The 12,784-nt window shown below is 61.1% G+C and carries 11 protein-coding genes; 5 read left to right on the top strand and 6 right to left on the bottom strand.

Features of this window, described 5'->3' with window-relative positions:
- The first annotated feature begins 265 nt into the window (after positions 1 to 265).
- Together BVK86_RS10850 and BVK86_RS10845 are read left to right on the top strand one after the other, a co-directional pair.
- Positions 266 to 2,164 (top strand): FTR1 family protein, encoded by a 1,899-nt coding sequence (locus BVK86_RS10850; RefSeq protein ID WP_075946436.1) that lies wholly within the window; start codon positions 266 to 268, stop codon positions 2,162 to 2,164.
- A gap of 106 nt (positions 2,165 to 2,270) precedes the next feature.
- The gene (locus BVK86_RS10845; protein WP_075946435.1) at positions 2,271 to 2,726 is read left to right on the top strand and encodes a YaiI/YqxD family protein; all 456 of its coding nucleotides are present in this window, start codon (positions 2,271 to 2,273) and stop codon (positions 2,724 to 2,726) included.
- A 65-nt stretch (positions 2,727 to 2,791) separates the two neighbouring features.
- Here BVK86_RS10845 and elbB read toward each other — a convergent pair whose 3' ends face one another.
- A complete protein-coding gene (gene elbB, locus BVK86_RS10840; protein WP_075946434.1) occupies positions 2,792 to 3,460 on the bottom strand; it encodes an isoprenoid biosynthesis glyoxalase ElbB in 669 nt (222 codons plus the stop codon).
- A gap of 115 nt (positions 3,461 to 3,575) precedes the next feature.
- Between elbB and BVK86_RS10835 the strand changes: the two genes are divergently transcribed.
- The gene (locus BVK86_RS10835; protein ID WP_075946433.1) at positions 3,576 to 4,808 is read left to right on the top strand and encodes a sterol desaturase family protein; all 1,233 of its coding nucleotides are present in this window, start codon (positions 3,576 to 3,578) and stop codon (positions 4,806 to 4,808) included.
- On the opposite strand, the gene BVK86_RS10830 is transcribed toward BVK86_RS10835, so the two are convergent.
- The gene (locus BVK86_RS10830; RefSeq protein ID WP_075946432.1) at positions 4,792 to 5,421 is read right to left on the bottom strand and encodes a DedA family protein; all 630 of its coding nucleotides are present in this window, start codon (positions 5,419 to 5,421) and stop codon (positions 4,792 to 4,794) included. The genes BVK86_RS10835 and BVK86_RS10830 overlap by 17 nt on opposite strands.
- Before the next feature lie 205 nt (positions 5,422 to 5,626).
- Here BVK86_RS10830 and hemB point away from each other — a divergent pair, with 205 nt between their 5' ends.
- Both hemB and ppk1 read left to right on the top strand, forming a co-directional pair.
- Complete coding sequence (gene hemB / locus BVK86_RS10825) at positions 5,627 to 6,640, top strand: porphobilinogen synthase (RefSeq protein WP_008015467.1); 1,014 nt, start codon at positions 5,627 to 5,629, stop codon at positions 6,638 to 6,640.
- A gap of 18 nt (positions 6,641 to 6,658) precedes the next feature.
- Positions 6,659 to 8,881, top strand: coding sequence for a polyphosphate kinase 1 (gene ppk1 / locus BVK86_RS10820; RefSeq protein WP_075946431.1), 2,223 nt, complete (start codon positions 6,659 to 6,661; stop codon positions 8,879 to 8,881).
- A gap of 152 nt (positions 8,882 to 9,033) precedes the next feature.
- On the opposite strand, the gene ppx is transcribed toward ppk1, so the two are convergent.
- The 4 genes from ppx to BVK86_RS10800 all read right to left on the bottom strand — a co-directional run bounded on the left by ppx (position 9,034) and on the right by BVK86_RS10800 (position 12,784).
- A complete protein-coding gene (gene ppx / locus BVK86_RS10815; RefSeq protein WP_075946430.1) occupies positions 9,034 to 10,536 on the bottom strand; it encodes an exopolyphosphatase in 1,503 nt (500 codons plus the stop codon).
- A gap of 208 nt (positions 10,537 to 10,744) precedes the next feature.
- On the bottom strand, positions 10,745 to 11,482 hold the full coding sequence (locus BVK86_RS10810; RefSeq protein WP_075946429.1) for an amino acid ABC transporter ATP-binding protein: 738 nt from the start codon (positions 11,480 to 11,482) through the stop codon (positions 10,745 to 10,747).
- The gene (locus BVK86_RS10805) at positions 11,469 to 12,119 is read right to left on the bottom strand and encodes an amino acid ABC transporter permease (RefSeq protein ID WP_075946428.1); all 651 of its coding nucleotides are present in this window, start codon (positions 12,117 to 12,119) and stop codon (positions 11,469 to 11,471) included. Before BVK86_RS10805 ends, BVK86_RS10810 begins: the two co-directional genes overlap by 14 nt.
- Positions 12,116 to 12,784: an amino acid ABC transporter permease gene (locus tag BVK86_RS10800; RefSeq protein ID WP_075946427.1), complete on the bottom strand. Its 669-nt coding sequence runs from the start codon at positions 12,782 to 12,784 to the stop codon at positions 12,116 to 12,118. The genes BVK86_RS10805 and BVK86_RS10800 overlap by 4 nt, the downstream gene beginning before the upstream one ends.

Raw genomic sequence — 12,784 nt, 5'->3', positions numbered from 1 at the left:
GTCGGGCTGATGGAGACCCACTGACGGGCGCGCGGGCGTCCTGCCAATTCCTCATAAAAAAAGGAGCTTAAATGCCGTATCGCGATAACGAAGGCGCGGCATTATAGGTGGGAGTGATGGCCATGTAATGGCTTTTTGATTTGTTTTTTCTAATTAGTGCCATCAGCCAAATGGGCGACCTTGCGACCAAAGCACAACAAAGCTTGAGTGAAACTGATTGGGAGTGAACAATATGTTACTTCGTGTTTCCAATTGAGATTCGTTCATGATTGCCCCGTCCCGTTTCCTGGCCTGGCTGCTAGCGCCGGTGTTCGCCCTGTGCAGTTTCAATCTGCTGGCCGACACCGTGGAAGGTGCACCGCAAGCACTGCATTTACTCGACTACATCGGCGCGGACTACCCGGCAGCGGTACAGGCAGGCAAGGTCGTCAACGAGTCCGAGTACCGCGAACAACTGGAGTTCGTCCAGGCCCTGCAGGGAATGGTGGCTGCCATGCCGGCGAAACCGGAAAAGGCTGCGCTGGAGCAGGGCATCGGCACGCTGCACAGCGCGATTGCTGCGCGTCGGGAGGGGGCCGAGGTGGCTCGTCAGGCGCGACAACTGGGTGCAAAACTGGCGGTGGCTTATGAAGTCAGCCAAGCCCCGATCATCACCCCGGACCCGACCCGAGGCGCGCCGCTCTACGCCCAGCATTGCTCGGTGTGCCATGGCGACACCGGCGCGGGCGATGGTCCGGCGGGCGTGGGCCTGACGCCGGCCCCGGCCAATCTGCGTGATAACGCGCGCCTGGATCACCTGAGCCTCTACGCAATCTACAACACCCTGAGCCTGGGCGTGGAAGGCACTGACATGCCAGCCTTCGCCGATCAGCTCGATGATCGCCAGCGTTGGGACCTGGCCACTTACATCGCCAGCTTCAGCGCCGATCTGGCGTCTGCCGGCAGCGACAAGGTCTACAGCATTGCCGATCTGGCCCGTCAGACCCCGGCCGAAGTGCAGGCCGTCGACGGCCCGCAAGCCGCAGCGACCTTCCGCGCACAACGGGCGCAGCCGCCGCAGGTCAAGCGCGGCCCGGCGCAATTGCTCGACTACACCGCCGCGACCCTGGACAAAAGCGTCGCGGCTTACCGTGCCGGCGAGCACGATCAGGCCTATGACCTGTCGGTAGCGGCCTACCTGGAAGGTTTCGAACTGGTCGAAAGCTCCCTGGACAACGTCGACGCCAACGTGCGCAAAGACACGGAAAAATCGCTGATGGCTTACCGTCAGTCGTTGCAGGATGGCTTGCCGGTGGCGCAGGTCGAGCAGCGTCTGGAGGCGGCCAAGGCCAAACTGAAAGTCTCTGCCGGCTTGTTGGGCAGCGATGGTTTGAGCGGGTCCCTGAGCTACATTTCCGGTTTGCTGATCCTTCTGCGCGAAGGGCTGGAAGCGATTCTGGTACTGGCGGCGATTCTCGCTTTCCTGCGTAACACCGGCCAGCAATCGGCGGTGCGCAGCGTTAACGTCGGTTGGGGCCTGGCGCTGTTGGCGGGTCTGGGGACCTGGGCGCTGGCGGCGTACGTGATCGATGTCAGCGGCTCCCAGCGTGAGCTGCTTGAAGGTGCAACGGCATTGTTCGCCAGCGTCATGGTGCTATGGCTGGGCGTGTGGATGCACGACCGTCGTCACGCGGCGGCCTGGCAGGATTACATCAAGAGCAGCCTGGTGGGCGGTGGCGGGCGTTTCGGCTTCGCGATCCTGGCGTTCTTTTCGGTGTATCGCGAGCTGTTCGAAGTGATTCTGTTCTACGAAACCCTGTGGCTGCAGGCCGGCCCTGCCGGTCACAATGCCGTGCTGGCCGGTGGCGCCACGGCGTTGGTGCTGCTGGTGGGCCTGGCCTGGGTGATTTTGCGTGGTTCGGCAAAACTGCCATTGACGCTGTTTTTCAGCATCAACGCGGCCCTGTTGTGCGCGCTGTCGGTGGTGTTCGCCGGGCATGGCGTGAAGGCGTTGCAGGAGGCCGGGATCTTCGGTACCAGGCCGCTGCCGTTCTTTGAGTTTGACTGGTTGGGGATTCATGCCGATGCGTATTCGCTGACGGCCCAGGCGGTGGCGATTGCTGCGATTGTTGTGTTGTATGGCCGTAGTTGGGTGGCTGAGAAACGGCGGGTGGCTGTTTCTTAATCAGATTCACTGCGCTCATCATCGCGGGCAAGCCCGCTCCCACAGGTTTAGCGTTAACCTTGTGGGAGTGGCTTGCCCGCGATGCTTTTTGGAAGAGGAAAAACAGATGCGCGTATGGATCGATGCCGACGCCTGCCCGCGGGCGGCCAAGGACCTGGTGGTGAAGTTCGCTCTCAAGCGACAATTCGAGGTGGTGCTGGTGGCAGGGCAGCCACAGATCAAACCGGGTCTGGCGCTGGTGAAGCTGATCGTGGTGCCGAGCGGCCCGGACGCGGCCGATGACTATCTGGTGGAACACGCGGTCCCCGGTGAGTTGGTGATTTGCAGCGATGTGCCGCTGGCCGACCGTTTGGTGAAGAAGGGCGTTGCGGCGCTGGACCCGCGGGGCAAGGAGTTCGATGCGCAGAACATGGGCGACCGGCTGGCAGTGCGCAACCTGTTCACTGACTTGCGTGAGCAAGGTCAGATGAGCGGCGGGCCAGCGCCGTTTGGCGAGCGTGAGAAGCAGGCGTTTGCCAATGCGCTGGACCGGATTCTGACGCGGTTATCGCGAAAACCCTGAGCAAATGCAGCCTCTGTGGCGAGGGAGCAAGCGCCCTCGCCACAGGAATCAATCACCGCGAGGGATCAGGCGTCGTTCTCGTGGGTCAGTTCGAGGACGCGGTCCACCAGCTTATTGATCCCCGCCGCCGCCTCACTGATCGACTGCGCCAGCATGTACGCCGGGGTGCTCACCAGTTTACGGGCCTTGTCTTCAACGATGTCGCTGACGGCGCACTCTTGGTGGGTGGCGCCCATCTTGTCCAGCGCCGTCGCCGTATCGGCATCGTTGCCAATGGTGCAGGTCACGCCCGGCCCGTAGATCTTCGCCGCCAGCGCCGGTGAGATGCAGATCAGCCCCACCGGTTTGCCCGCTTCGGCAAAGGCTTCAGTCAACGCCAGGACGTCGGGTTGCACGGTGCAGCCGGTGCCTTCGATGGCAAAGTTGGAGAGGTTCTTGGCCGAGCCGTAACCGCCTGGAATGATCAGCGCATCGAAGTCCTCGGCATCTGCTTCGCGGATGTCCTTGATCTCGCCACGGACAATGCGCGCCGACTCCACCAGCACATTGCGCGACTCGGGCATTTCTTCGCCGGTCAGGTGGTTGATCACATGCAGCTGCGCAATATTCGGTGCGAAACACTGCACCTGCGCGCCGCGCTGGTCCAGGCGCAGCAGGGTGATGACGCTCTCGTAGATCTCGGCGCCGTCGTACACGCCGCAGCCGGAAAGGATCACTGCAACTTTTTTGCTCATGGGCTTTTCTCCAGATTCATGGCGTTAAATGTCCACTAATTTGTCACTCGTTGCCATAGGGTTAATTCGCGGCTACACCTAGCATCTGTCCTCAAGATTCCGATCAGGGCGCGTCATGGACTTCATTCTGTATGCGGTGCCGTTTTTCTTTGTATTGATTGCCATTGAGCTGGCGGCCGACCGTTGGCGCGGGGTCAGTCACTATCGGCTGGCAGACGCGATCAACAGCATCAGCACGGGTGTGTTGTCGACCACCACGGGTCTGCTGACCAAAGGCGTGGGGCTGGTCACCTACGCGTTTGCCCTCAAGCACCTCGCGCTGTTCGAACTCTCGGCGGATAGCGTCTGGGTCTGGGTATTCGCCTTCGTGTTCTATGACTTCTGCTACTACTGGCTGCACCGCATGGGCCATGAGCGCAACATTCTCTGGGCTGCGCATTCGGTGCATCACCAGAGCGAGGACTACAACCTCTCCACCGCCCTGCGCCAGACCAGCACCGGTTTTTTGCTGAGCTGGGTCTTCTACCTGCCCATGGCCGTGGTCGGGGTGCCGTTGCTGGTGTTCGTCAGCGTCGCTGCGTTGAATCTGCTGTACCAGTTCTGGGTGCATACGCGGCACATTCCCAAGCTCGGCTGGTTCGAGTGGTTCTTCGTCACGCCATCCAATCATCGGGCTCACCATGCACAGAATGCTCTCTACATGGATCGCAACTACGGCGGGGTGTTCATTATTTGGGACCGTCTATTCGGCTCGTTCCAGGAAGAGGACGACAACGAACCGGTGATTTTCGGCGTGACCACGCCGCTGGCGAGCTGGAACCCACTCTGGGCGAACGTGCAGTTCTACGCGCAGTTATGGGCGGATGCGCGGCGCGCGCAAAGCGTTCGGGACAAGCTGCGAATCTGGTTTATGCGCACCGGTTGGCGGCCGGCGGACGTGGCGGCCAAATACCCGATTAACAAGCCGGACTTAAGCCAGTTCCGTAAATTCGAGGTGCCGCTGGACGGACGCCAGCAGCTTTACGTGCTGATGCAGTTCTGTGTCTACATCGCCTTGGGCAGCTATTTGATGAACCTGGAGCCGAGCCTGCCAACCGCCGCGTTGGTGCTCGGTTGGGTGGCCGTGGCGCTGGGGTTGTTCGTGCTGGGCGTGGCCCTGGAGAATCGCCCGTGGGCGTTGAAGCTGGAGTTGCTTCGGCTGGCGTCTAACGTGCCGCTGGTGTGGCTGGCGCCGATGGTGGGGCTGTGGCCGGCCAGCGCGGTGGGCTGGATCGGCCTGCTCAGTTACAGCCTGCTGAGCGGTATCGGTCTCTACTGTTGCAGAAACCGCTTCATTCGACTGGCTTAGTTTCGCCGGTCTTGGCCTGTTCGGCTTTCAGGGCCTGCTCGTCGGCGTAGATCTGTCTGGCCAGGCGGGCATTCTTGAAGCGCCGGCGCAGCCACAGGCCCAGGCCCAGGATAAGCAGGGCGCCGAGGACCCACAGCTCGTATTTCTTGATGCTGCCGAGCATGCCTTCCAGCACCGCGCCAAAGTGATAGGCGGCGGCCGCTAGCGCGGTGGCCCAGATCGCCGCGCCAATCCCGTTGAGCAACAGGTAGCGTCCCGGTGGATAACCCGACAGGCCGATCGCTACCGGCATCACCGTGCGCAGTCCGTAGACGAAGCGGAAGCTCAGGACCCAGATGTCCGGGTGCTTGCGGATGTGTTCCAGCGCCCGGTCACCCATCATTTGCCAGCGCGGTTTGCGCGCCAGCAGCTTGCGCCCGTGCTTGCGCCCCAGGAAGTACCACAGCTGATCGCCGGCATAACTGCCACAGAACGCCACGACCACCACCAGGTTGATGTCCATGTATCCACGGAACGCGAGGAAGCCTGCGAGCACCAGAATGGTTTCGCCTTCGAAAAACGTGCCGAGGAACAAGGCAAAGTAGCCGAAGTCATGCAGAAATTGTTGGAGCATTGTCTGGGTGCTGGCGAAATGAACGCGCAGCCTAACCCTTCGTACACATTCAGGAAAGTGTCCAAATGTGTCTCGACGTGAACATTTCCTACAACGACAATGGAATGCGGCTACATGTCGCGGTGTGCGCACAACTGTCACACGTTCGTCATAATGGCCGCTTATAACTGTCACGCTCGCACGTCTGCGGGCTCAGGAGTCTGCCGTGAGCTTCACCCCCGCCAACCGTTTGTTCCCTGCAACCCGCCTGCGCCGTAACCGCCGCGATGATTTCTCGCGTCGACTGGTTCGTGAAAACGTATTGACCGTCGATGACCTGATATTGCCGGTATTTGTGCTGGACGGCGAAAACCGTCGTGAAGCGGTGGCTTCGATGCCGGGCGTGGAGCGCCTGACCATCGACCTGTTGCTCGAAGAAGCAGCCAAGTGGGTCGAGCTGGGGATTCCGGCGCTGGCCCTGTTCCCGGTGACCCCGGCAGAACTGAAGTCACTGGACGCCGCCGAGGCATGGAACCCTGAAGGCATCGCCCAACGCGCGACCCGTGCCCTGCGTGCGCAATTCCCCGAGCTGGGGGTGATCACCGACGTTGCCCTCGACCCGTTCACTACCCACGGCCAGGACGGCATCCTCGACGAAGAAGGCTACGTGCAGAACGACATCACCGTCGACGCACTGGTCAGGCAAGCCCTGTCCCACGCCGAAGCCGGTGCTCAGGTGGTGGCCCCGTCGGACATGATGGACGGTCGCATCCAGGCGATCCGCGAAGCCCTCGAAGTGGCCGGTCACGTCAACGTGCGGATCATGGCCTACTCGGCGAAGTACGCCAGCGCCTATTACGGCCCGTTCCGCGATGCGGTCGGTTCGGCGCTGAACCTGGGCAAGGCCAACAAGGCCTCCTATCAGATGGACCCGGCCAACAGCAACGAAGCCCTGCACGAAGTGGCGGCGGACTTGTCAGAAGGCGCAGACATGGTCATGGTCAAGCCAGGCATGCCTTACCTGGACATCCTTTGCCGGGTCAAAGAAGAATTCAAAGTGCCAACGTTTGTTTATCAAGTCAGTGGCGAGTACGCCATGCACATGGCCGCGATCCAGAATGGCTGGTTGAGCGAAGGGGTTATCCTCGAATCCCTGACCGCCTTTAAACGTGCAGGCGCTGATGGCATCCTGACGTACTTTGCCGTTCGTGCCGCTCAATTGTTACGAGAGCAAAAATAGCCCTCCCAGGAACATGTGATGAATACCGAAGGACTCACGGAAGTTGCCGTACAAGACGCTCAACCTGTGGTGGAGCCAATCGCCGAAACCCCGCCGGAGCTGGAGCCTGCTCCACCCGCGACGGTGACCGAGCCCGCCCCGGCGGCGCCGGCGATTGCCATCCCCGGCCTGGATGACAGCAGCCTGTACATCCATCGCGAGTTGTCGCAACTGCAGTTCAACATCCGCGTGCTGGAACAGGCGCTGGATGAGTCCTACCCGTTGCTGGAGCGGCTGAAGTTCCTGCTGATCTTCTCCAGCAACCTGGACGAGTTCTTCGAAATTCGCGTCGCCGGCCTGAAAAAGCAGATCACCTTCGCCCGTGAGCAGGCCGGGGCCGATGGCTTGCAGCCGCACCAGGCCCTGGCGCGCATCAGCGAACTGGTGCACGGTCATGTTGACCGCCAGTACGCGATTCTCAACGACATTCTGCTGCCGGAGCTGGAAAAACATCAGGTCCGCTTCATCCGTCGTCGCCACTGGACGACCAAGCTCAAAACCTGGGTACGCCGTTACTTCCGCGACGAGATCGCACCGATCATCACCCCGATCGGCCTCGATCCGACGCACCCGTTCCCGTTGCTGGTGAACAAGAGCCTGAACTTCATCGTCGAGCTCGAAGGCATCGATGCCTTCGGTCGCGACTCCGGTCTGGCGATCATCCCGGCACCGCGCCTGCTGCCGCGTATCATCAAGGTCCCGGAAGAAGTCGGCGGCGCCGGCGACAACTATGTGTTCCTGTCGTCGATGATCCATGCTCACGCCGATGACCTGTTTCAGGGCATGAAGGTCAAGGGCTGCTACCAGTTCCGCCTGACCCGAAACGCCGACCTGGCGCTCGATTCCGAAGACGTGGAAGACCTGGCCCGCGCCCTGCGCGGTGAGCTGTTCTCGCGTCGCTACGGTGATGCGGTGCGTCTTGAAGTCGCTGACACCTGCCCGAAACACCTGTCCGACTACCTGCTCAAGCAGTTCAATCTGAGCGAGACCGAGTTGTATCAGGTCAACGGTCCGGTGAACCTGACGCGTCTGTTCAGCATTACCGGTCTGGACAGCCAGCGCGAGCTGCAATACCTGCCGTTCACGCCGCAGATCCCGAAACTGCTGCAAAACAGCGAGAACATTTTCAGCGTGATCAGTAAGCAGGACATCCTGCTGCTGCACCCGTTCGAGTCGTTCACGCCGGTGGTCGACCTGCTGCGCCAGGCCGCCAAGGACCCGCACGTATTGGCGGTGCGCCAGACGTTGTACCGTTCCGGCGCCAACTCGGAAATCGTCGATGCGCTGGTGGATGCGGCGCGTAACGGCAAGGAAGTCACAGCGGTGATCGAACTGCGTGCGCGGTTCGACGAAGAGTCCAACCTGCAGCTGGCCAGCCGCCTGCAAGCGGCCGGTGCGGTGGTGATCTACGGTGTGGTCGGCTTCAAGACTCACGCCAAGATGATGCTGATCCTGCGCCGCGAGGCCGGTGAAATCGTGCGTTACGCGCACCTCGGCACCGGTAACTACCACGCTGGCAACGCGCGGCTGTACACCGACTACAGCCTGCTGACCTCCGACGACGCCTTGTGCGAAGACGTCGGCAAACTGTTCAGCCAGTTGATCGGCATGGGTAAAACCCTGCGCATGAAGAAGTTGCTGCATGCACCGTTCACCCTGAAGAAGGGCATGCTCGACATGATTGCCCGCGAAACCCAGTTCGCCCTCGACGGCAAACCGGCGCACATCATTGCCAAGTTCAATTCGCTGACCGATCCGAAGATCATCCGCGCGTTGTACAAGGCCAGTCAGTCGGGCGTACGCATCGATCTCATCGTTCGTGGCATGTGCTGCCTGCGGCCGGGCATTGCCGGGGTTTCGCACAACATTCACGTGCGCTCGATCATCGGTCGTTTCCTGGAACACACCCGGGTCTTCTACTTCCTCAATGGCGGCGACGAGCAGATGTTCCTCTCCAGTGCCGACTGGATGGAGCGCAACCTCGACAAGCGCGTCGAGACGTGCTTCCCGGTAGAAGGCAAGAAGCTGATCATGCGGGTCAAGAAGGAGCTGGAGTTGTATCTCACCGATAACACCCACAGCTGGAGCTTGCAGTCGGACGGTCGCTACATCCGTAACACGCCGACCGGCAACCAGAACCCGCGCAGCGCCCAGGCTACATTGCTGGAGCGGTTGGGCAGTCCGATTCTGGCTGTGCGGTAACGCCGGCCAGTTGTAAAAAATGGCGATCCCTGCGGATCGCCATTTTTTTTCGCCTGTGCAACCCATTACCTGTGGCAAGCCGCCTTTGTGGTGATTGGCTTTTTGTGGTGAGGGAGCAAGCGCCCTCGCCACAAAAGCACCTGACGGCGGATTTAGCGCACGCTCAGGACGATATCGACCCGCGTCAGCCACTGCGCTTCAATTTCGAAGTCGGCCTGGGTCAGCTGGTTTTCATCCAGCCAGTTTTTCGGGAACACCACTTCCAGTTGGTTGCCATTGGCGTTGAGCTCGACCTGGGGCATTTGCTGGGTGCCGCGGATGTGGTGGAACAGGATCGCGAAACGCAGCAGCACGCACAGGCGAATCAGCTTGATGCCGTCATCACCGAAGTCGGCGAACTTGTCCTTGGGGATGTTGCGACGATGGCCGCGCACCAACAGTGCGAGCATCAACTGGTCTTCGCGGGAGAACCCGGCCAGGTCCGAGTGCTCGATCAGGTAGGCGCCATGCTTGTGGTACTGGTAGTGAGCGATGTCCAGGCCCACCTCGTGGACCTTGGCCGCCCAGCCGAGCAGTTCGCGCCAGACGCCGTCTTCCAGGTCCCAGTCCCTGGCCACCTGATCGAAGGCATGCAGGGCTTTGCGCTCGACCCGCGCCGCCTGTTCCAGATCGACGTGATAGCGCTCCATCAGCGAAGTCAGGGTGCGTTCGCGCACGTCTTCGTGATGATGGCGACCGAGCAGGTCATACAGCACGCCTTCACGCAGGGCACCTTCGCAGTGATCCATGCGTTGCAGTTCGAGGGCATCGAAGATGGCCTCGAGGATCGCCAGGCCCGCCGGAAAGATCGCCCGACGGTCCGGCTTGATGCCTTCGAAGTCGATTTTCTCGACATCGCCGAGCTTGATCAGCTTGCGCTTGAGCCAGGCCAGGCCTTCGGCGTTCACTTCGCCCGCGCCGTAACCACCGGCCTTCAGCGCCAGGCCGATGGCGCGGATGGTGCCGGAGGAGCCGATGGCTTCATCCCAGTTCAGGCGATGCAGGGCGTGCTCGATGCTCATGATCTCCAGCCGCGCCGCGGTGTACGCCTGGGCGTAGCGGGCCGGGGTGATCTTGCCGTCCTTGAAATAGCGCTGGGTGTAGCTGACGCAGCCCATTTGCAGGCTTTCGCGCAGCAGCGGTTCGAAGCGCTGGCCGATGATGAATTCGGTACTGCCACCACCGATGTCGGCCACCAGGCGCTTGCCCGGGGTGTCGGCGAGGGTGTGGGACACGCCGAGGTAGATCAGGCGCGCTTCTTCACGGCCAGAGATGACTTCCACCGGGTGACCGAGGATTTCTTCGGCGCGGTGGATGAACTCAGCGCGGTTGCGGGCTTCACGCAGGGCGTTGGTGCCAACAATCCGTACGGCGCCGAGCGGCATACCGTTGATCAGTTGCGCAAAACGCTTGAGGCAATCGAGTCCGCGTTGCATGGATTCTTCGCTGAGCTTGCGCTCATCGTCGATGCCGGCCGCCAGCTGAACCTTCTCCCCGAGACGCTCGAGAATACGGATTTCGCCGTTCTGGGCCTTGGCCACGACCATGTGAAAGCTGTTGGAGCCCAGGTCGATTGCGGCGATCAGGGACAGATTCTTGGCTTGAGATTGCGGCATGGTCAGGGGGTCTCGGTCGATAACCTCGACATCGTGCCACGATCAAAGGCTGGCGCCAACGCGCAGTGTACAAAGCCTTGATCCAGTGCAGGAAAGTCGGTGCCCGCTACGCGGTCAATCGCCAGCAGGCTGGCTCCCACATTGGAATGCGTACCCCTGTGGGAGCTAGCCTGCTAGCGATGAGGGCATTAAAGACAATGAGGTTGTTTCAGGCTGTCGCTTCAACAGTGCCAATGAAGTTGGCAAGCTCCGCGGTCTGCGGATTGGCAAACAAAACCTTCGGATCACCCACCTCATGCACCTTGCCCATGTGCATGAAGACCAACTTATCCCCAACCTCCCGGGCAAAGCGCATTTCGTGGGTGACCATGATCAGCGTCATCCCTTCCCTGGCCAGTTGCCGAACCACGCTCAGCACTTCGTTGACCAGCTCCGGGTCCAGCGCCGAGGTGATTTCGTCACACAACAAAACCTTCGGCGACATCGCGAGCGCGCGGGCAATCGCCACGCGCTGTTGCTGCCCGCCGGACAAGCGATCCGGGAAGGCATCGAATTTCTCCCCCAGGCCTACGCGCTCCAGCATCTGTCGCGCCAGCTCCGCTGCCTTGGCCTTGGGCACTTTCTGCACCACCTGTGGCGCCAGCATCACGTTCTCGCCGACCGTCAGGTGCGGGAACAGGTTGAACTGCTGGAACACCATGCCAACCTTCTGTCGCAGGCTGCGCAGGTCAGCCCGGGCGGCGTCGAGGTATTCGCCGTCGACTTCGATCACGCCGTCGTTGATCGACTCCAGCCCGTTGAGGGTACGCAGCAAGGTCGACTTGCCCGAGCCGCTGCGGCCGATGATCGCCACCACCTGGCCTTCTTCCACGCTCAGATCGATGCCTTTGAGCACATGGTGGTCGCCGTAATATTTATGCAGGGCGGAAATTCTAAGCAGAGGCATGCAGTCTCCTTTCCAGGTAGCGCGCACTAAGGGACAAGGGGTAACACAGCAGGAAATAGCCGAGGGCGACGAGGCCGTAGACCATGAACGGTTCGAAGGTGGCATTGGCGAGCATGCCGCCGGTCTTGGTCAGTTCGGTGAAGCCGATGATCGAGGTCACCGCTGTGCCTTTGACCACTTGCACCGAAAAGCCCACGGTCGGCGCCACGGCGATGCGCAGGGCTTGCGGCAGGATCACGTAGCGCAACTGCTCCAGCGGGTTAAGCGCCAGGCTCGACGAGGCTTCCCACTGGCCGTTGGGGATCGAGTCGACGCAACCGCGCCAGATCTCCGCCAGATAGGCACTGGTGAACAGCGTCAGGGCAATCGCCGCGGCCATCCACGGGGAAATCTCGATCCCGGCCAGCGCCACACCGAAGAACACCAGAAACAACTGCATCAACAGCGGCGTGCCCTGGAACAGCTCGATGTAAGTGCGGGCGAAGCTGCGCGGCAGGGTTTTTTTCGAAATGCGCATGACCATGATCAGCAAACCGATCACACCACCGCCGATGAACGCCACCAGCGACAACGCCAGCGTCCATTGCAGGCCCGTGAGCAGGTTGCGCACGATGTCCCAGAAGGTGAAATCGCTCATCGGCTGTTCCTCGCGATGTAGCGATTGCCGATCCAGTTCAGCAACTGACGGATCAGCAACGCCATGCACAGATAGAGCAAAGTGGTCAGCGCGTAGGTTTCAAAGGCGCGGAAGTTGCGCGACTGAATGAAGTTGGCGGCGAAGCTCAGCTCTTCGGTAGCGATCTGCGAGCAGACGGCTGAGCCGAGCATGACGATGATGATCTGGCTGCTCAGGGCCGGCCAGACCTTGCCCAGCGCCGGCAGCAGCACCACGTGGCGAAACGCCTCGAAGCGAGTCATCGCCAATGCTGCCGCAGCCTCCAGTTGACCCCGGGGAATCGCCTGGATGCCGGCGCGGATGATCTCGGTGGAATAGGCCCCGAGATTGATCACCATCGCCAGCACGGCCGCTTGCCACTCGGAAATCTGCACCCCCAGTGACGGCAAGCCGAAGAAGATGAAAAACAACTGCACCAGGAATGGCGTGTTGCGGATCAACTCGACATAGACCGCGAAGATCCCGGCGAACGGGCGAATGTTCCACGCCCGTACCAGCGCCCCGACGATGCCCAGCCCAACGCCGAGCACCGCGCCGATGGCCGTCAGCTCAAGGGTGAACAACGCACCGCGCAGCAATAGATCGGTGTTGTGTACCACCGGCAAGAAATCGAACTGATAAGCCAT

This window comes from Pseudomonas reinekei, assembly GCF_001945365.1.
In the GTDB taxonomy this organism is placed as follows: domain Bacteria; phylum Pseudomonadota; class Gammaproteobacteria; order Pseudomonadales; family Pseudomonadaceae; genus Aquipseudomonas; species Aquipseudomonas reinekei.
The sequence above is the reverse complement of the archived record's forward strand: the minus strand, read 5'-3'. Positions and strand labels throughout refer to the sequence as shown.